The sequence below is a fragment of the Flavobacterium sp. FG68 genome, assembly GCF_057808895.1.
This window is the reverse complement of sequence record NZ_JBMDIY010000009.1, coordinates 99,170-119,041: the sequence shown is the minus strand read 5'-3', so window position 1 is coordinate 119,041 and position 19,872 is coordinate 99,170. Positions and strand designations below refer to the sequence as shown.

Annotated in this window: 22 protein-coding genes; 17 read left to right on the top strand and 5 right to left on the bottom strand. The window is 35.1% G+C overall.

Going from position 1 to position 19,872, the window contains the following annotated elements:
* Positions 1–95: 95 nt before the first annotated feature.
* Both ACODSB_RS08075 and ACODSB_RS08070 read right to left on the bottom strand, forming a co-directional pair.
* Positions 96–935 (bottom strand): DUF5777 family beta-barrel protein, encoded by an 840-nt coding sequence (locus tag ACODSB_RS08075; RefSeq protein ID WP_053471240.1) that lies wholly within the window; start codon positions 933–935, stop codon positions 96–98.
* Positions 936–962: 27 nt separating this feature from the next.
* Positions 963–1,352 carry an OB-fold protein gene (locus ACODSB_RS08070; RefSeq protein WP_488936664.1) on the bottom strand — a complete coding sequence of 130 codons (390 nt, stop codon included), beginning with the start codon at positions 1,350–1,352 and terminating at the stop codon, positions 963–965.
* 171 nt (positions 1,353–1,523) lie between these two features.
* Between ACODSB_RS08070 and ACODSB_RS08065 the strand changes: the two genes are divergently transcribed.
* The 6 genes from ACODSB_RS08065 to ACODSB_RS08040 all read left to right on the top strand — a co-directional run bounded on the left by ACODSB_RS08065 (position 1,524) and on the right by ACODSB_RS08040 (position 8,365).
* Entirely contained in the window at positions 1,524–1,892 is a 369-nt protein-coding gene (locus ACODSB_RS08065; RefSeq protein ID WP_053471238.1) for a hypothetical protein, read from the top strand.
* A gap of 14 nt (positions 1,893–1,906) precedes the next feature.
* Positions 1,907–2,446 carry a YceI family protein gene (locus ACODSB_RS08060; RefSeq protein ID WP_309845678.1) on the top strand — a complete coding sequence of 180 codons (540 nt, stop codon included), beginning with the start codon at positions 1,907–1,909 and terminating at the stop codon, positions 2,444–2,446.
* 47 nt (positions 2,447–2,493) lie between these two features.
* Complete coding sequence (locus ACODSB_RS08055; RefSeq protein WP_488936663.1) at positions 2,494–3,033, top strand: YceI family protein; 540 nt, start codon at positions 2,494–2,496, stop codon at positions 3,031–3,033.
* Between the two features lie 857 nt (positions 3,034–3,890).
* Positions 3,891–4,982 (top strand): hypothetical protein, encoded by a 1,092-nt coding sequence (locus tag ACODSB_RS08050; RefSeq protein ID WP_488936662.1) that lies wholly within the window; start codon positions 3,891–3,893, stop codon positions 4,980–4,982.
* Positions 4,983–5,786: 804 nt separating this feature from the next.
* Positions 5,787–6,278 (top strand): CinA family protein, encoded by a 492-nt coding sequence (locus ACODSB_RS08045; protein ID WP_256634758.1) that lies wholly within the window; start codon positions 5,787–5,789, stop codon positions 6,276–6,278.
* Between the two features lie 353 nt (positions 6,279–6,631).
* Positions 6,632–8,365 (top strand): FAD/NAD(P)-binding protein, encoded by a 1,734-nt coding sequence (locus ACODSB_RS08040; protein ID WP_488936661.1) that lies wholly within the window; start codon positions 6,632–6,634, stop codon positions 8,363–8,365.
* A 130-nt stretch (positions 8,366–8,495) separates the two neighbouring features.
* On the opposite strand, the gene ACODSB_RS08035 is transcribed toward ACODSB_RS08040, so the two are convergent.
* Both ACODSB_RS08035 and ACODSB_RS08030 read right to left on the bottom strand, forming a co-directional pair.
* Positions 8,496–9,659, bottom strand: coding sequence for a zinc-dependent alcohol dehydrogenase (locus ACODSB_RS08035; RefSeq protein WP_488936660.1), 1,164 nt, complete (start codon positions 9,657–9,659; stop codon positions 8,496–8,498).
* 235 nt (positions 9,660–9,894) lie between these two features.
* Complete coding sequence (locus ACODSB_RS08030; protein WP_180860326.1) at positions 9,895–10,542, bottom strand: YciE/YciF ferroxidase family protein; 648 nt, start codon at positions 10,540–10,542, stop codon at positions 9,895–9,897.
* Positions 10,543–10,959: 417 nt separating this feature from the next.
* On the opposite strand from ACODSB_RS08030, the gene ACODSB_RS08025 reads away from it, so the two are divergent.
* The 9 genes from ACODSB_RS08025 to ACODSB_RS07985 all read left to right on the top strand — a co-directional run bounded on the left by ACODSB_RS08025 (position 10,960) and on the right by ACODSB_RS07985 (position 16,976).
* Positions 10,960–12,624 (top strand): hypothetical protein, encoded by a 1,665-nt coding sequence (locus tag ACODSB_RS08025; RefSeq protein ID WP_488936659.1) that lies wholly within the window; start codon positions 10,960–10,962, stop codon positions 12,622–12,624.
* A gap of 113 nt (positions 12,625–12,737) precedes the next feature.
* Positions 12,738–13,142 (top strand): hypothetical protein, encoded by a 405-nt coding sequence (locus tag ACODSB_RS08020; RefSeq protein WP_488936658.1) that lies wholly within the window; start codon positions 12,738–12,740, stop codon positions 13,140–13,142.
* A 55-nt stretch (positions 13,143–13,197) separates the two neighbouring features.
* Complete coding sequence (locus tag ACODSB_RS08015; protein WP_488936657.1) at positions 13,198–13,956, top strand: SDR family oxidoreductase; 759 nt, start codon at positions 13,198–13,200, stop codon at positions 13,954–13,956.
* A gap of 232 nt (positions 13,957–14,188) precedes the next feature.
* Positions 14,189–14,461, top strand: a complete 273-nt coding sequence (locus ACODSB_RS08010) for a PrgI family protein (RefSeq protein ID WP_488936656.1) — start codon at positions 14,189–14,191, stop codon at positions 14,459–14,461.
* Positions 14,462–14,543: 82 nt separating this feature from the next.
* Entirely contained in the window at positions 14,544–14,756 is a 213-nt protein-coding gene (locus tag ACODSB_RS08005) for a hypothetical protein (RefSeq protein WP_053471218.1), read from the top strand.
* Between the two features lie 27 nt (positions 14,757–14,783).
* Positions 14,784–15,455: an SRPBCC family protein gene (locus ACODSB_RS08000; protein WP_488936655.1), complete on the top strand. Its 672-nt coding sequence runs from the start codon at positions 14,784–14,786 to the stop codon at positions 15,453–15,455.
* A 176-nt stretch (positions 15,456–15,631) separates the two neighbouring features.
* A complete protein-coding gene (locus tag ACODSB_RS07995; protein WP_488936654.1) occupies positions 15,632–16,057 on the top strand; it encodes a response regulator in 426 nt (141 codons plus the stop codon).
* 15 nt (positions 16,058–16,072) lie between these two features.
* Entirely contained in the window at positions 16,073–16,384 is a 312-nt protein-coding gene (locus tag ACODSB_RS07990; protein WP_488936653.1) for a CorA family divalent cation transporter, read from the top strand.
* A 7-nt stretch (positions 16,385–16,391) separates the two neighbouring features.
* Positions 16,392–16,976 (top strand): CorA family divalent cation transporter, encoded by a 585-nt coding sequence (locus ACODSB_RS07985; protein WP_488936652.1) that lies wholly within the window; start codon positions 16,392–16,394, stop codon positions 16,974–16,976.
* Here ACODSB_RS07985 and ACODSB_RS07980 read toward each other — a convergent pair whose 3' ends face one another.
* Entirely contained in the window at positions 16,977–17,354 is a 378-nt protein-coding gene (locus ACODSB_RS07980; RefSeq protein WP_488936651.1) for a response regulator, read from the bottom strand.
* A gap of 262 nt (positions 17,355–17,616) precedes the next feature.
* On the opposite strand from ACODSB_RS07980, the gene ACODSB_RS07975 reads away from it, so the two are divergent.
* Both ACODSB_RS07975 and ACODSB_RS07970 read left to right on the top strand, forming a co-directional pair.
* Positions 17,617–18,570, top strand: coding sequence for a hypothetical protein (locus tag ACODSB_RS07975; RefSeq protein ID WP_488936650.1), 954 nt, complete (start codon positions 17,617–17,619; stop codon positions 18,568–18,570).
* A gap of 251 nt (positions 18,571–18,821) precedes the next feature.
* The gene (locus ACODSB_RS07970; protein ID WP_488936649.1) at positions 18,822–19,805 is read left to right on the top strand and encodes an SDR family NAD(P)-dependent oxidoreductase; all 984 of its coding nucleotides are present in this window, start codon (positions 18,822–18,824) and stop codon (positions 19,803–19,805) included.
* Positions 19,806–19,872 lie beyond the last annotated feature (67 nt).

Below are 19,872 nucleotides of genomic sequence, written 5' to 3'. Positions count from 1 at the left end.
TTTATCGTTGCGGTTTTATAAATAATTGCAAATCGATTAATTTAGAATCGTTTTAAATACAGAAATTACCTAATAATTTAATTATAAAGGAGATACTAGAAAACTCTGGCAAGATTAAATCCAAAAAATATATCTCCTTTTGTCCAGTCGCCAGTAGTTCTTCCAAGATATCCGGCTTCATCAATTGCTTGTGAACTGGTAAAATGCATCTGAAAAACGTGTCCGCCAGTCTCTAAATCAAAACCTATAGATAGCGGATTTTTATAAAGAGAATTTGGTGCTCTGTTTAAATGCGCCGCATAATCCATATTTAAAGACCAGCGTTTAGCGAATTTATATCTACCTCCAAATCCTATGGCATATTGAGTATTGCTTTGATCTACATCTTCAACAAAATTTTGATGAAAGAATGACGGCACAATCTCTAAAGACAGTTTTTCAGAAAATTTTCTGGAAATCAGCAGCTGCGCTACATAAGTAAGTCTGTCTTTAAATTGAAGTTTCGGATACAGACTTTCTTTTAACGTGTTATTAATAGACAAACTATTAAACCCGGCAATAGTAACTGGGAAACCATCTTTTATTTGAGGAAACAACATATATTTTGTTGCAAAATCGTAAGCAAATTCACTTCTGGCAGCACTTACGTTGAGTCCATTTGTTAAACCGTAAATAAATTTTATTTGTGTATTGGCATTATCCAGTCCGTAGAAACCTTCAAAACCATCTTTAATAGAACCAAATCGGTGTGCAACAACAAAATACAAATCTCCTTTTGCGGCCAATTTTGTAGACTCAAGATTAACGATTTTTAAGGCTTTGAATGCAGAAGTCACTTTTTCTTTTGCAGAAGGAGTTTCTACTCCAGACAACAAATCGGTTTGGGAGAAGGTTAAGAGCGGAAATAAAAAAAATAATAGAATAAAGTTTTTCATGAGGTTAGTTTTAAATTGTTATTTGTATTAGTGTACAACTGAAGAGTGGTCTATTTTAAATTCCTGGAGCAGTTCGTCATATCCTAAAAAACGCCCTTTAATCTTGATATTTTTCCCAGATATAATATTTTGCGGCAAAGGTTTTTTGAATGTGACAAATATTTTTTCGCTCATAACAATTCCATTACTGGCTTTATCAATACTTGTTACTCGTGCAGATAATTCAATTGTTTTATCCTGATATTTGATGTAAGCCAGACTATCGTTTGAAGTAAACTCTCTTTCTAGTTCGTTAACGGTTACAACATAATCGGCAGTTTCTGATTCTATATCTCTATGCCCTTTGTAGATGTAGAGGTACGCCGAAATTCCGATTATTATAAAAATGGAAATTGTAATTAGTATTTTTTTTTTCATAACTGGTTTTTAGTATTTCAAATTATCTACGTTAAAAAATACCTATTGGATTTAAAACATTAAATATGCCTCTTGCCAAATCTGTATTATTCTTTTCAACGTATATGATTTTGAAATGCCTGATGATTCTTAAAAAAATCATGCATTTATTTATAACTAAAAACCAGTCTTATGAATTTAAAAACCCTTTTCGCCATCTCATCATTAGCATCAATTTTTGTAAGTTGTGCCAACGATGATCCAAGTACTTTAATTGACTCTACACCAATTAATGGTTTGGCAACATACAACCAAAATGTAAAATCTATTATTGATAATAACTGTGTTGTATGCCATGCGGCAGTTCCTAAAAATGGCGCGCCAATGTCTTTAGTTACTTATGAACAGGTGAAAAATGCAGTTTTAAACCGAGGATTGCTTACACGAATTTCTTTAGAAAATGGAGATAGTTCCTTAATGCCGCAAGGCGGACCAAGATTGCCTCAAGCTACTATCGACATTATAAATAAATGGAATCAAGATGGATTATTAGAAAAATAATCTATAACAGCAACATGAAGAAAATCATAATAATGCCAATGATATTGGCTTCTTTTATTGTTTTTTCGCAAGAAAAAATAGTAACTAAATCTGCAACAATAACTCTGGAAGCTTCAGTTCCTTCTTTTCAGCCGGTTGCGGGAACTAACAGCAATGTAACTTTTGTTTTAAATCCCGTAACAGGAGAAGTAGCAAGTTTGGCTTTAATGAAAGGATTCGAGTTTGAAATGGCATTAATGGAAGAACATTTTAATGAAAATTACATGGAAACCGATAAGTATCCGAAAGCTATTTTTAGAGGACAAATTGAAGATTTTGACATTAAAAATCTAACTGAAGATTATAGAGATTACACTATAAAAGGAAAATTAGAAGTACATGGAAAATCTAAGGATATAAATGCCGATGCAAAAATTACAAGATCGGGTTCCCGAATTACTTTTATTTCTGATTTTGAAGTAAATGCAAGTGATTTTAGTATTCCAATTCCGTCACTTATTAAATATAAACTGGATAATAAAGTCAAGATTCAAATAATTGCGGTTTTAAAATAAAAGCCGAACAAAACAGAAGGATTTTATAAAAAATAAAAGACAGAATAATGAAAAAAATCATACTCATTTCAATGTTATCTGTTTGTGCTATTAGTTTTTCACAAGAAAAAATGATTAGCAAATCAGGGAAAGTTACTTTTGAAGCTTCTGTTCCTTCTTTTGAAGAAGTTAAGGCAGTAAATAAGAACGTTACTTTTGTTTTAAATCCTGCAACAGGAGAGATTGCAAGTTTAGCCCTCATGAAAGGTTTTCAGTTTAAGGTCGCTTTAATGGAAGAACATTTTAATGAAAATTATATAGAAAGTGACCAATATCCAAAAGCAGTATTTAAAGGAAAAATAGAAGGATTTGATCTTAACGGTTTAACCACAGATTTTAAAGTTTTTATCATAAAAGGGAAATTGGAACTTCACGGAAAATCAAAGGATATAAAAACTACAGCAAGAATACGCAAGTCAGGAACTGGAATTAATATTTTATCTAATTTTACTGTAAATGCGAGTGATTTTAGTATTGAGATACCCAGTATTGTTAAAGACAAGGTTTCAAACAAAATAAATATTCAAACTGATGCGGTTGTAAATTGATAGGCCAAAAGATAGAAATAGGAATTTATTTAATTTTGCTAAAACTGATCTAAATTCTTCACTTAAATACCGAGTTATATATTCAGAACTAATCCTTATTTATAAATTAAAATCACCATTGTTTAACATATTTACGTTAAACCCTTACGATACATGCAAACCGCCAACTAATCGAAAATCAAAATAATTATCTTACAAATTCACTTGAAAATAAGCCAATTTCTTTAAATCTTGAATAAAATGGTTTGAAATTTGTATCGTGGGGGTCACTTAAGGAGACAACTAGCAAATAGTTGTCTCTTTTTTTATACCCTAATGTGTAGATATTTCAAGCCTTCACAGCCTAATATTTGCGGTTCGATTTTTTTATTGTATCAAGCAAAAGAAAAGCTGGATTCTTTTATGTTTATGGTAACTCACTTTTAATATCAATCAAATATGATGAAATAATGCTGGATGGCTCTTCAAAAGACAGGGTGGCTTTTATTTTGAAGAATCAAAATAAGTAGGGTCTCTTTTTCTATGACGCTCCAAATCATAAAATAATAGAGCCGGTTTTTAATAAAATCCCACTATTATTCGATTATAACTATTTTGGAAAAGGTCAACCTTTAATCAAACTTTTTGACGAAAACGGAAAATTCTTTTGTTATTCAAATCAAGAGGAAAAACTGTTCTATTCTGAAAAGTAGTTTTAAATTTACCTCGCTAAAAACGACCAAAAATATTTTACAAGATTCTACTTGCTGTTTTGGGAAGAAACTTGATAGTAAAGTGGATCATGTTATTTTGGTTTCAGCATTAATTATTGGAATTATAATTAATATATATTTATATCATTTTAAAATTAAAGAAAGATGAAAAATTTTCATTTCTATTATGTTTTGCTATTAATTCTTTTATCTACAGATTTGTTTGCTCAAAATAATTGGGAAGTTCAAATTTCGCCAAGACCTTATGAGGGAAAAGCACATTACGGCAACACAGTTTCAACATCTGTAAAAAAAGTAATAATCATTAGTCAAAGACTACAAAATCAATTTATGAATGATACTTTGTCTATTATAACTTATAATAATAAAGGTTTGATTACTGAGAATATTTCTTTTGACAAAGGAAAACCATATTCGAAAAGTGTTTACAGATATGATACAAATAGTATCTATCTAGGAATTACTCAGGAAAGTTTCAAAAAATCTGGGGTTAATTCATATAGTAAAATTGGGTATAACAAGAACAAAATTAGAAATACAGAATACAATTGCTCAATAAGAAACAACGATACAATTCAACGTACTTTAATAAAATACACTTACAATAATGATAATCAATTAATTGCTAAAGAAAGTTATTTTAAAAATGAGCTGGCCTTAAAAGATGAATACACCTATACAAATAAATTATTAACTTCAAGAAAGTCTTTTAATTCCCCTTACAATGTTAAGAGATATTCTGAGGTTCGCTTAAGTTATTCGTCAGCAAATTTACTGTCTGATGAGATTGATCTTAACATTAATGATTCTAAAACAGATACAATAGCTACTGTACATTATTCGCATACTAACGAAAAACTTACAGAGCAAAATTTAATTACATTGAGTTCTGTAAAAAGGATCTTGAATACCAAGTATACTTATGATTCAAATAATAACCTGGAAAGTATTTTTGCAACTAAGGATTCAGATACTTTAAATGTTAAATATCTCTATAATATCGACCGTAAATTAGTGCTTAAAAAAGCAGTTATTAATACTCCTAAAACTTTTGTAGAATGCCCTATCATTGCCAATCTTTACGGCTTGGATCCTAAAAAAGCAATTGAATACCAAGAAGAATATAACTACGATAAAAGCGAAAATATAATTGAAGCAAAATATAAATTAAATGAAGATTTAGTTGCAAAAACAATTTTCATATTAGAATATTTTGACAAAAAAAGAAATAAATAAGCTAATTTTTAGATTCAGCGGAAAAACTTTCAATAAATAAGTAAGCTTAAATATTTTTATCTGCTCAGAAAATTAGCAAATATGATCATCGAACTTTATGAATAATCCCAGAATTATTATTTAAATATATTAAAAACTAATTTGGATTCTTCATTTAAATTTCAAGTTATCTATTCTGATTTAATTATCGTATAATTTATTTTTAAATTAAAACATTCTAATTGTTTAACATGTTTTGAATGTTTAACCCTTAAGATACATACAAACCGTTTGTAAATAAAAATTTAATATAATTATCTTACAAATTCACTTAAAAGTAAGCCAATTTCTTTAAATCATTCACAAATGGTTTGTAAATTGTTCAGTAAGGGTCACAAAAACTAAAATCCCATTTTTAACAAAATGGGATTTTTTTATACTTTTCTCACAAAATTTCATTTTACTTATAAATATGAATCGGCTTGTAAATCAATTAAAACTTGACTTTATTGGATTCAAATCCTTTTTTTGCCAAACTTCTGACACAATTACTTATTCTACACAATTATTCAGATATCTGCGTGATTTCCTAGCATAACAAAGCATTACTTAATAGTTTCCGTCAGGATAATAAATAATTGGTACGAATTAATTTTATAAGTAATAGAGCAAAAGATATAACAAAATAAAACAACTGTTTTCTGAAATTTGGTTAGTTAATAGAGCTGGCATGAAAACATTTTTACAATACAACAGACTGCCTGCCGTTTATAAACACTTCTTAACATTAGTCCTGCTGGAGAATAATAATATAGACAAATAAGTATGACATCTGAAATTATAATCAAATGCAGCGAAGCCATAGCTGCCAAAGGCTGGAACATTGCCTTTGCAGAAAGCGCATCAGCTGGAAAATTAAGTTTTGAATTTTCTTTGTCTCCTGTCTCAGGACAAATTTTAAGAGGCGGGATTGTGTGTTACGAAGTATTTGTAAAAGAAGAAATCATGCTCGTGCCACACGATCTTATAGAGACCTATACGCCTGAATCAGCAGAGGTGACCAGTGCACTTGCAGAACGCGCTGCTGTTATATTTAATTCCGATATTACCGTTGCCCTGACAGGTCTTACCACTCCAGGAGGAAGTGAAAACGAGGAAAAACCTGTCGGTACAATATTTCTCTCTATAATTACACCTATGGGAACCATAAATCACAGAGAGGTTTTCACCGGCAGTCCGCAGGAAATCCTGCAACAGGCAGCAGACAAAACCGCTTCGCTGATTTTTGAAAAAATAAAATCTAATAAGCCGTATTAATATTTACAGACAATATAAATCAAAACCGCAAGAGCCAAAGTTTTTTTTAAGACTGTCTCTGCATTAAACCTATCATTATGAGCACAATATTTAAAAAGGACAAGATGTAAAACAGGAATTTGGCGGACCTGTAATGAAAGTAATCGGTTTTGAACCCGATTTGATAGAAAATGTCATAACACAGTGGGAGGACGAACAAGGAACCGTTATAACTGGAAAATTTATGGATTCAGTTCTGGTTCCCGCTCAGCAACAATAGAAATTGAGCTCGATGCAGATATACATAAATTGAATCCATCGCGCAATAACCTAAAGGAAGTCTCTTAAATTCTCAGTAATAAATACAATTACCAATGGATATTGAAAAAATAAAAAAACGAATTGCCATTCTCGGTGGAGGTCCAAGCGGGCTGTTTGTCTATAAGAGATTAATAGAATCAGGAAGAAATGATTTTGATATTGATATTTTTGAAAGAAAAGCAGAACTTGGATCGGGAATGCCATACAGCATTGAAGGCGCCAATGATGAACATGTTACCAATGTGTCGGATAATGAAATACCTGTAATTGTGAATGCTATGGCAGAATGGATTAAAACTGCACCTTCAGATTTACTGGAAAGATTTAAAATTGATCCGGAGCGCTTTAATGAATATAAAGTAGTACCGCGCCTTCTTTTTGGCTATTATCTCAGCGGACAGTTTGAACTTCTTCAGCAAGCAGGAGCAAAAGCCGGTATTGTCACAAAGGTTCATTTAAACAGCACGGTTACTGATGTCATTTGGAATTCAGCAAAACAAGTTGTAAATATTGAAGCAGCTCATAGTGAAAGCCAGGAATTTGATTACGTAGTAATTTGCACCGGACACAAATGGCCTGTACGTTATGAAGGTACCATACCGGGATATTATGATGCTCCTTACCCTCCTCAAAAACTGGCACAACGGCTTAATCATCCCATTGCTGTAAAGGGTTCTTCCCTTACTGCAATTGACGCTATAAGAACACTTGCCAGACATAACGGTAATTTTGAAGAATCAGCAGATGGCAGCCTCTTTTTTGAGCCGCTGGCCGAAAATGATGCGTTTAAAATTATCATGCATTCCAGAAGCGGGATGCTTCCGGCAGTGCGTTTTCACCTTGAAGACTCCCATCTTTCCAACAGCTCCCTGCTCACAGCAGAAGAAATTGATACGCACAGAAAAAATAATGATGGTTTTTTATCACTTGACTTTCTCTTTGAAAAGGATTTTAAAGAAATCTTCAGAGAGAGGGACCCCGAATTTTATCAGCAGATTAAAGGATTTACAATTGAAGATTTTGTAGCTGAAATGATGGAGCTGCGTGAACGTCTGGACCCTTTTCAGCTGTTAAGGGCAGAATTTAAGCAGGCAGAAAAATCCATTAAAAGACAGGAATCTATTTATTGGAAAGAAATGCTTGCTGTACTTAGTTTTGCAGTGAATCATCCCGCAAAATATTTATCGGCCGAAGATATGCAGCGTTTGCAGAAAGTACTCATGCCGCTTATATCGATCATAATTGCCTTTGTACCGCAGAAATCTTGTTCTGAACTTTTGGCACTTCATCAGGCCGGAGTACTGGATCTGGTTCCTGTAGGAGCCGAAAGCACTGTAGAGCCTCAAAATAACGGCGGCATACTTTATAAATTTACTGATAATGATAATATACAGCAGTCTGTTTATTACAAAACATTTATTGACTGCGTGGGTCAGCCTCATCTCTCGTATAATGATTTTCCTTTTCAGGGTCTGCTCTCCCAGAAGGCTGTCAGCCCGGCACGATTAAAATTTAAATCATCCGAAGAAGGTTTCACAGCATTTAATAAAAATAGCCCTACTATTGAAAAAGACGAGCAGGGCGACTATTTTATGCAGGTTCCCGGAATTGCAGTCAATGATAATTTTCAGATTATTGACCAGTACGGAGCCTACAATAAAAATATTTATATGATGGCTGTTCCCTATATGGGAGGTCTTAACCCCGATTATTCAGGTTTGGATTTCTGCGAGGCAGCATCGATGCGAATCGTGACGGAAATACTTGAGACTTACAGTAATCCATAAAGCAATAATGTGGAAATTTATAATATAAAAAACATGTACTATTTAAAATAAAAAACCTGCACAGTGTGCAGGTTTTTTATTAATAATATTTCAATTATATTATAAAAAAGTAATGCGATATTATAGCCGCTTATTTCCATGGATCAAGAACTACCTTAACACAGCCATCTTCCTTCTTATTGAAGATATCATAAGCATGTGAAATTTCAGAAAGCGGAAGCCTGTGGGTAATAATGTCATCAAGCTGAACTTTACCCTCTATGACGTATTGTAAAAGTTTATCGATATGTTTATGCGCAGGAGCCTGTCCGCCTTTTAAAATTATACCCTTATCAAAAAACTGTCCCAGCGGAAAATTATCGTAATTGACAGGATAAACACCCAGAACAGAAACAATACCGCTTCGTCTGACAGCGCTCATACAAGCTTCTAATACTTTAATGGAACCTTTTTCAAAATTGATAGTGGCTTTGATTTTATCGGTCAGACTTCTCTCTGGTTCAAATCCTACTGCATCGATACATACATCCGCACCACGGCCTTTAGTAAGGGCTCTGATCTGTTCAACAACCTCTTTTGGATCATCCCATAAAATAGTAGTGGCTCCCGTGGAAACCCTGGCTTTATCAAGACGATACTGAAGGGTATCTACTATTATCACCTGCGATGCGCCCCTAAGCCATGCACTTTTAGCGGCCATGATCCCTACGGGGCCGGAGCCAAAAATAGCAACGGTCTCTCCTCCTTTTACTTCACCCCAGTCCACTCCTGTATATCCGGTAGGAAAAATATCGGTGAGAAAAAGCACCTGCTCATCCGTGAGGTTTTCAGGGACCACACGCGGTCCATAATTGGCATATGGAACCCGTACATATTGTGCTTGTCCTCCATCATAACGTCCGTAAAGATCTGTATAGCCAAAAAGCGCTCCTCCTTTTTCAGTCACTATTCCTCCCTCAGGTCCATAATGCTCAGGATTACTATGTTCACAATTTCCCGGAACATCATGATTGCAGAAAAAACAGTTTCCACATGCAATTGGAAAAGGAACCACTACCCGGTCTCCTCTTTTTAAATGGGTAACTGCTGCTCCTGTCTCCTCTACTATTCCCATAAATTCGTGGCCCAGAACCATTGGAGAAGTCGGCATGGCCCCGGAATAAATATGCAGATCTGATCCGCAGATCGCTGTAGAAGTAACCTTTAAAATAATATCGTCCTGTGCATTGATTTTCGGATCTTCTACAGTATCGTATTTAACAGAACCCGGTCCGTGTATAACTGCTGCTTTCATAATAGTTTTTTTTAAATTATCAGAAAACTAAGTAACTGTAAATTAAACGATTACTCTTACATAATAATTCCTAATTCTTACAAATACAACATGAATCTACAGCTAAACCATAAAGAATACTGCTGTCAATATTATAAGGATGAAGAGTGGATTTTTATCGGTAGAAAAAAACCTGCACTATTAAAAATAGTACAGGTTCTTTATTTCAAATCAAATTTGGGATTTGCAGTTGAAATTATTTTTGATCTTCCTCTTTCGCATCAAAATTGATCGTATTATAAGCCGCTTCAGTTAATAAAACATCCGCTTCTTTTTCTTCAGCAAGTGTTTTTTCAAGCAAAAGTACCGCATCATCTTCTCCCAAAGTCGTTGCAAAAGCCGCCAGTGTACCATAAGTAGCAATTTCGTAATGCTCAATTTTTTGAGATGCGGCAATAATTCCGGCATCTCTTACCGGTCCTGATTCTGTTTCCTCCATAATGCTTTCGCCCTCTTTTATAAGTCCTTCCATAGCATCACACTTTTTAGCTGCTGCTTTTTCGCCTACAGATTTAAAAACTTCTTCAAGTCTGGCTACTTGTTTCTCTGTTACAGCTAAATGATCGTTTATTGCAGTAATTAGATTTTGAGATGTGGCATTTTTTGCCATTTTTGGAAGTGCTTTAACCAATGCTTTCTCAGCCCAGTAGATATCTTTTAATGAGTCTACAAACAATTCTCTTAGTCCTTCAGCAGCAGAAGGTTTTGCTTTTACTGTTCCTTTGGCTGTGGTTTTAGATGTTGTTTTAGCAGTTGCTTTAGCTGTTGTTGTTTTATTGGCAGCAGTACCTGTGTTGCCTGATTTGCTTTTTGAAGCGGTCGTTTTTTTTATCGCAGTTTTCATAATGTTTTTTTTAAGGTTAAATGCCAAAATTACAATAGCCTATATCTTAAGACTTTATAGATTTTAAGCAATTTCTTATAGTATTCAAACCTTGCATCGCTTAGATTAAAAAAAGTCTTTTCTAAAAAACTAATATAAATATGCTTTTAGGCAAAATCTTATAAAATGTTATATAAATTATGTAAAGAAAAAATTAGTTAACCTTCTGAAATTTGTTGTAAATCAATTTGATATGAAGCCATTTTTACACAGATACGGATTATTCATTTATTTTATGCTTATCTCCTTCGGTACGATGATAGTGGGCATTTATCTTTAATAATAACAGTGAGCTTGCTAAAAGATTATAATGCATGGCTCATGTTTTATTTCTTACTCGCTTACACGCTATTATATAACTAACTAAAAAATATCATTATGCATACAGTTACACCTTGGAGCGCGACTGCTCAGGCAGATATTGAGAATAGTGAGATCCTTTTAGAAAGAAAAATTAGTTCTTTTACTTACCAGCTTTATAACACAGGTGATTCGCTCTGGATTGCTGTTATAATGCCAAATAGTGGAAAAATAGCTTTTCGTACTGCCTTTGCTATGAACAGCTGTTTTGAAGTATCAAATTTGTTTGATGATCAAGATAGCATTGTTATTATTTTAAATTCAAGACTTGGGAGCTATGAAGTCCGTATTAATTTTCCGGATATTGTAACACCTGTTTTACACTACACCACGTCATTTACGGCCGTTGTTCCATTGATGATGCCCTTTTGGCCCCGTGATATAATTCCGCTGACACAAAATGGAAGTGTCGAAAATACTGCAGGAACAATTCATATGGAACAATTTGGTTCCCGCTCCGGACTATTGTTTGCCAGCATAACAAAGCCTAAAACAGGATCGTTTTTTTATTTCCAAAATCTTACTTCATTATCGGAATATTGTGAGGCTACCCAAACTGAATCTAAAAATACAGTCGGGGGAAAATGGCCCGAACTTGGTTTTCAGCTTCCTGCCACTGATAAACTGCCTCTGCCTGCAGGTAAAGCTTTTATCCTGTCAGACGCCTATGTCATATTAGAAACAGAAGTTGTAAATAAACCGACAGCCATTTGTGAACACTTTTTAAATAATCTTGTCAAAATATATAAGGTATTAGAACAACCCGCAATTGAATATAACAATTGGCCGGATATTGCAAAAAAGGTAATTGCCGACTTAACTAATAATAAAGGTTCATGGACTCAAAAAAACGGAATTCCGTATTTGAATGCTTATTTATGCGATTATGAAACTCCCGCTGAAAGTATGGTTCAGCTTGCTGTACTAACTCCTTTTAAAGAATATGAAAAATGGAGCGGCGAGAAACAGGCAGTGTGCGAAGATTTGATTAAAGGGCTTCCTGCTTTTTACGATCCCAAAATAAAATGTATAAACCGCTGGCTTCCCGCCCTTGCTGATCAGCTGGATGGTTCTGAAGAACAGAAAAAAGAAATGGTGATGGATTCCTGGTACCTGCATCACCCGCTGATGAATCTGGCGAGACTGGCGCTCCAAGGCAATAAAACAGTAGAGAAACTTCTATTGGATTCCGTTGATTATGTAATCAGGACTGCGCGTCATTTTAATTATAAATGGCCTGTATTTTATAATATGGAAACACTCGAAATTATAAAAAAAGAAACTGCCCCCGGCGCAGGAGGGGAAAATGACGTCCCGGGCTCCTATGCTCATTTAATGCTTTTAGTTTATAAGCTCACAAAGGAAAAACGTTATTTAAACGAAGCTGAAAGAGCGGCAAAAAAACTGGAAGATCTCGGCGTTTCTATTTTATACCAGGCCAATAATACTGCCTTTGCAGCCGGTGCGCTACTAGAATTGTATAAAATTACCAAGAAAAAAATGTATCTCGATCTGAGTTATATCTGTCTTGCCGGGCTTTTTAAAAATGTACAGCTGTATGACTGCAGGTATGGATTTGGAAAAATTACACCAATTTCTTTTCGATATTTCCTCTCAATGATGCGCCTTATACTGCTGCATATGAAGAGCTGGAAGTATACGCCGCTTTATCAGAATATTTAATTAAAGCGGAAGATGTAGAGCTGCTGCCTGCTGTAAAAACGCTGATTCCTGAATTTGTTAAATATGCCGTCAATAGGATTGCCTATTATTACCCGCCTTTACTTCCGAAAGAAATGCTTTCTGATGAAGTAAAAACTGGTGAGTTGCAGCGTGACTTATGGATTCCGTTAGAAGACCTGTACAACGGCTGGGAAAAAAGCGGCCAGGTGGGTCAGGAAGTCTATGGTGCCGGAATGGCATTTGGCGTTGTACCAAGACAATACATCAAAATCGATGAAGACTTTTTAATTTTTATTGACTATCCCATTACCCGCCAAAGTAACAGAGGAAAATCAATCACTATAAAACTTGACGGCGATAAGGAAATGTACTGCAATTTGAAAATTCTAAAATTGGGCCAGAGCAGCATTAAAATGACTGTTTTTCAGGATAAGGAACTACAAAAAGCTTTTCATAAAAAGGCAGCAATACATGAATATAAAATTTCAGGTCGGGGCACAATTAAAATTCAGTGGTAATATTGAATTAAAGCTGCAGGATAACTAATAATAATCACTTTATAAAAGATATATAATGGAAAAATTGACAAATTACTTTGGACAGAATATTAAAGGTAAAAGAATAGTAATAACAGGAGGAACAACCGGAATAGGAAAAGCAATCGCCGATGTTTTGGTATCGCTGGGAGGCAGGGTGCTGATTTTTGGGAGAGATGAGAAGGATTTTAAAGATGCCGTTGCTGATATTCAGAAACAATTTCCCGGCAGTGAGGTTTACGGTACTCCTGCCGACGTTACTAAAAAAGAAGACATACAGAAAATCTTAAAAATAGCAGACACAGAACTTGGCGGTATTGACATTCTGATCAATAATGCGGCACTTGCAGCTCCAGGAATAACCAAGGAAAGTTATGATGAGTACAAATACATCATAGACACTAATATTACCGGATATCTGGCATTTGCACAGGAAGCGGCCTTAAGGATGAAACAGCAAAAATCAGGGCATATTATTAATATCGGGTCCATGAGCGCAGAAAGCAAAGAAGCAAAAAGTACCATTTATGTAGCAACAAAATCTGCTATTAGAGGTTTTAGCACTTCGCTTCGTAAGGAATTAAACCCATTGGGCATTAAAGTTTCTTTAATTGAGCCGGGAGCCGTTACAAGTGATATGCAGCCGGACACTAAGGCCGAACAAGAAGAAAAAATAGAAAAGTTAGAAATGCTAGAGGCGTATGACATTGCGATGAGTGCATTATTTTGTCTTTCCCAGCCCAAAAGGTGTGATATTGTAACCATGCAGATCAGGCCGCATCTTCAGCTCATTTAAGCTTTGCTCAATGGGCAGGCCCAGCACTCGATGGTGGAAAAATTTTTATTTCCATAATGTCCAAAATAATAACTGGCTCCAAAGTATGAGCTGCAATCAACAGAGTTTCAAATAGAATAAAAAAACTGATTTACTGATAATTATGCAAACAAAAACATCTTATTCTGTAAGCTGAATGATTGGTATTACTTGTAATTTTAAATAAAACACAGAACGTCAAATAAATATAGTTATGGAAAATTTATTCACTCAGGAAAATTTGAATGATATCAAAGAATTAATAGAAAATAAAATTGCAGATATTCCCGGAGAATTCCTTCTTCTTGGGGGACTCGGCACCTTACTGTTATCATCTTATCTATTAAAAAAAGGAAATAAACAGGCTGCCGCGGCGATAGGCTCTTTAGCTGTACCGATAGTGGGAATAGGTCTTACTAAATACAAAGATCTTTTAAAATCAGATTTGGAAAGTTTTAAGCAATATGTACAGCCTGCTGAATCATAATTCTGACTATTTTATTGCAGATTAAATTCAGGTCTTAATTCAGAAGGCTTTAGGATTATTAAAAATATTAAATTTAAAAGTCATGGAAAATTTACATAATTACAGCAGTGAAGAACTTCAAAAATGTCCGTACCATCAGCAGTTAAATACATCTGCTGACAAGACTCCAGGTAAACATATCAACACAGGAGACTGGGGCGAAGAACGCGATGAGGACGGAACAGATCCAAACCGCTATGAAAAAGGCTTCAACAACAATTCCGGAAAAACAGGAAGCGCGGCTGCTAACAAATAAAAATCTATAAATTTTAAAATATACATTATGCACACTTCAACTATATCCAATAGAAAGGTCAACTCAAAAAGTAACGTAAACGTTTCTACATTAGAACGTATCCTTATGACAGCGGCAGGATCCTATCTGCTGTACAAAGGCTTGACCCAGGAAAAGAAAAGTATTTCGCAGATTACATCTGGAGGCGCCATGCTCGCGCGAGGCATAAGCGGCTACTGCCCTGTTTACAGCGCTGTTGACCATTTAAAAAATGACAAAGGCTCTAATGTTAACATCAGAACTAATGTGACTATCAATAAACCTATCAGTGAGGTATATGCCTTTTGGCGCAACCTAGAGAACCTTCCAAAATTTATGAACCATCTGGAATCAGTGAAGACTATCAGCAGTACACAGTCAGAATGGACTGCTAAAGGACCAGCCGGTATTGGGTCATTGAGCTGGAAAGCCGAAATCATTAAGGATCAGAAAGAAAAGCTGTTAAGCTGGCAGTCCAGCGATGGTGCATCGGTTAAAAACTTTGGAAAAGTGCTGTTTAAAGCTAACGGTGATACTACTGAAATAGATGTAACAATATCTTATCGTGCTCCTCTGGGAATTGCCGGTCAGGGTGCCGCAAAACTAGTGAACCCACTTTTTGAGAAAATCATACACGATGATATCATAGGGTTTAAAACCTATATTGAATCAAAACAATAAAGAGAAAATGTTCTTTGTTTGTTTTAAAAAACCTTTTGGAAACTGGTTTCCAAAAGGTTTCTTTTCTTTCAGGATTCCAAAAAAACGTATGAATCAAGCAGATAGAATTTCACAATTAATTTATTTTAAAAAGAAAAATAGATAAAAGAGTAACAATTAAAATGTAACTTTACTACATGAGAAGAAATGGTGAAATTATTATAATTGAAGATGATGAAGATGACAGGCTTTTTTTGAAAGATATTTTTGAAAGTCTGGATTATCCCAACAAAATAAAGTTTATAGAAGACCCAATGGAAGCGATACCTTATTTATCCAAGCCATCAGTTCTGCCCTTCCTTATTATCTCCGACATTAATATGCCGAAAATCAACGGCTTTGAACTCCGTGAGCAGATCACTTCCATTGCGGAGATCAGCCATAAATGCGTACCGTATATTTTTCTTTCGACTTCCCAAAATCCTGAAAATGTAAATAAAGCTTACAGCTGTAACGCACAGGGATATTTTAAAAAAGAAGAAGATTTTTCGGTCTATAAAATCAAGATGAAAAATATTGTCGAATACTGGCTTACCAGCTTGACACCGGCCGCTATGCTTTAATAAATATACAAGAAAATGGCACTAAGCACCTGCCGGATAAAAGGCACCGACATAACCTGGATCGACATATACGATCCAAGTGAAGAAGAAATCGAATCAGTCAGCAGCAAATACAGTTTGAATTCTTACGCCCTGCTCGATTCACTTGATCCTGATCACCTTCCTAAATACGAAGAGCACAATGATACCCATTTTTTAATCATTAGGCTCCTGCACGACGAAAGTCAGAAACTGCCAACAATACAAAGCCTGAGCAGCAAAATTGCCGTATTTTTTACCGATAGTTTTATCATTACCATACATCGACAGTGCGCAGCCGCTGATTGAAAATATCATGAAGAATGTCGTGAGTGCGGGAAAGATAAAATCTGCTTCGGGAATTGCCATACATATCGTGGGTGATGCCCTGCGTTCATTTGAAGAACCTGCCATGAAACTCTCAGCCGATATTGATTCTTATGAATCCACCCTATTTTTAAAGAAAAATATACCCGATGATATGATCGAGGATATTTATTACTTGAAAAATCGTGCAGGCCTTTACAAAAAACTGCTCCTGCTGAGCAACGAAGTGGTAAACTCCATCAAAGCCGAGGGAGAAGAACGTCCTGCCCAGCGTGACGTACGCGACCTTCATACCAAACTGGTCCTGCTTTATGACCAGGTACAGGAAGATGCCAACAACCTGCTCAATATTTATCTTTCCCTCTCTGCCCGTAAGACTAATGACGTTATGAAAATCCTCACGGTTTTCTCAGTCTTTTTTATGCCACTTACTTTTATCGTGGGAATTTATGGAATGAATTTTAAATTTATGCCTGAATTAGAATCGCCTTTAGGATATCCCCTTACAATCCTGTCGATGATTGTAATATCTGTTTTGATTTTTTTCTGGTTTAAAAGAAAAAAATGGCTGTGATTATAAAATTGAATCCAGTATGGCAATAAGTTCTGAATAACTGTTAGGTTTACTAAAGAACTTGATGATTTCATTTTGGTCAAGTTTTAATTTCATAAATTCCTCAGAAGGAGTTGAAATTAAAATTACAGGAATAACGGAAAGCCTTTCACTACTTTTTAGCTTTTGCAACAGTTCCCCTCCATTGATACGGGGCATATTGTAATCCAAAAAGATAAGATCTGGCAGCTGCTCTGCAGACTGCAGTTCATCAAGTGCCCTTTCTGGATTTCCAGCCCATTGCAGCTTTACTTCTCTATTAAGTGCTTTAACAGCATCCTCGAATATCTCGGCATCTTCGGGGTCATCATCAATGAGTAAAATATTTTTATATGACATTCAAATACATTTTTAATCTGCTGCAAAATACAGTTATTATAGTTACGTATTTTAATCTGCTGCGGTTTAGCAATCTACAAAAAAAATAAAAAAATATATGGCATTTCTATTACGCAGAAATTATAAGTGGAAATTTTACAACAATACAGAAAAATTATATAAATCCAGTTCTTTTCCAAAAATTATTTTTGCATTTATGTGATACTTTTTTAGTTATACACACTGCTTTGTCAGTATTTAAGATTTATATTTAATCAAGACCATGAGAACAATACTAATCTTTTTCTGTTTTTTAAATGTATGCCTTTGTCATCCGCAGCAACAGCAGCATTATTCTCCCAAAGTACAGCTTGCCATTGAGACGTACGCTTTTTTGAAAGCACAAAGTGCCGCCCTGAAAAAAGTCGCCATGCAGTTTCCTTGCTTTACTAAAGAAGTCAGATCCTTAGAAAAAAATGCTCAGGCAGTATTTGGCAGGGCTGAGAAAAACATTGAACATTTTCTGCAGGAGGAACTTAATGATTCGCAATTCACCAGTTTAGAAAAACATATCGACTCACTTGTAAAAGAACAGCTAAAAAATCCCATACAAAAGAAAAAATATGCAGACGAATTTCTTGAGAATATCAAAGACAAAATAGAGTTTAGCCAAGACGCCGCTGTTCACAAAGGAATTATCTCTTTCGCCTATCATGATGCCCCACATCAGGAAGTTACTGATGGACATTCTGTAAAATTTACTATAGAAGGCCATCCCAAAGCAGAAGAAACTGTACTCACGCTTCCAATACCTAAAAGCTGGACAGCCCAGGAAGCTGAAATGCCTGCTACCGTGCAGGAATTTACCAGCTGTGATGGAAAAGGAAATGAAAAAATACTCATCTTGATTCATGAACTTCCTCAGGAATACCAAAACTTTGTCCTTACTGAAAAATCAGTTTTGGAGATGATACCGCCACAAAGCAGACTCATTCGTACAGAGCCGGTTATCATCGATAATAGGACAGGCATAATGGTTGAAATTGAAGAAATCTTAGATTTACCAACAAATAAAATGAAAGTGCGTATGCTGCAGTATATGCTGGCTCATGAACAGAAATTATTCTGTCTGCAAGGCAGTATTGGTCCTGTCTCTGTGCACCAAAATCTGGATCTTGAAATGCGAAAATATGAACCGCTTTTTAGTATGGTTGCCAAAGGAACGCAGATAGATTAAATGAAGGAAAAATATCATCTGTAATTTAATGAGCTGCTATAATTTTAAACTTTCATGATCAAAAAGATATTACTTCTAAAGGTTAAACTTCGGAGGTTTTTTTATGGACATGCACAGCAATAGTTTAAGATGAAAATTGGATAATCCCCAGCACAAATTGTATAACAGATCCATTGTAGTAAAGTATTAATTTAGATATCTAAAATGAAAATTAGAAATCCAGCATTAGTATTAATTAAAATAATTACAATATGGACGATATACAAATACAAAAAAACAGCCTTAAAGGAAAAGTTGTCGTGATAACCGGTGCCAGCAGCGGTGTGGGCAGAGCCGCAGCTGAAGCTTTTGCAAATGAAGGGTGCACTATTGTTGCAGCAGCCAGAGGCAGTAAAGGTATTGATGATGTGGTACAGTATTGCCGTTCATTAAATGTTCCGGCTTTTGGCATTTCTGCAGACATGTCTATTGCTCAGGATGTTGAGAAGATCGCCAGCACAGCTTTGTCTATAAACGGAAAAATCGATATTTGGGTTAATAACGCCGGTGTTATGGCCAGTGGCAAATTTGAAGAAATACCAATGGAAATCCATGAGCAGGTCCTTAAAACCAATTTGTTTGGATATATGCACGGAGCTTATAATGCTGTTAAAATTTTTAAAAACCAGAATGAAGGTATTTTAATTAATAATATATCTATCGGCGGATTTATGCCTGCCCCATATAGTGCCGTATATTCGGCATCTAAATATGGAATAAGGGGCATGATGGAATGTCTTCAAGGTGAAATTTCTAATTATAAGCATATTCATATCTGCAATTTGTATCCGCAATTGCAAAATTCTACCGGAAATCTGCATTCAGCCAAGTATTCCGGTTTTAACATGACAATTCCTTTTATAGCTTCAGATCCGCGTGAAACTGCTGCCAAAATGGTACAGCTTGCCAAAGAACCGCAAAAAGACCTTTTTCCTGATTTGCGCGCTGCGGCAATCACAAACCTTTATCGATTATTTCCAAAGACCGTAATTAATACAGCCTCTGCCGCTGTTAGGACTAAAATGGCACTTAATACCAATAAGCAAGATGATTCTGGAAATGTTTTAAATATTTCTAAAGATCCGCTGAGAGTTTACGGAAGTGAACCGTCAAAAAATGCTCCCAAAATAGGTTTAGCCATGCTTGTGGGAATTGGCATTACTGCTGGCTTATATCTAATGAGTAAAAAGTTATAGACTAAAAAAAATTAAAGATAAACGACTAGCATTCGGCTAATTTCCTTCTTTACTCTTCTTCTATATA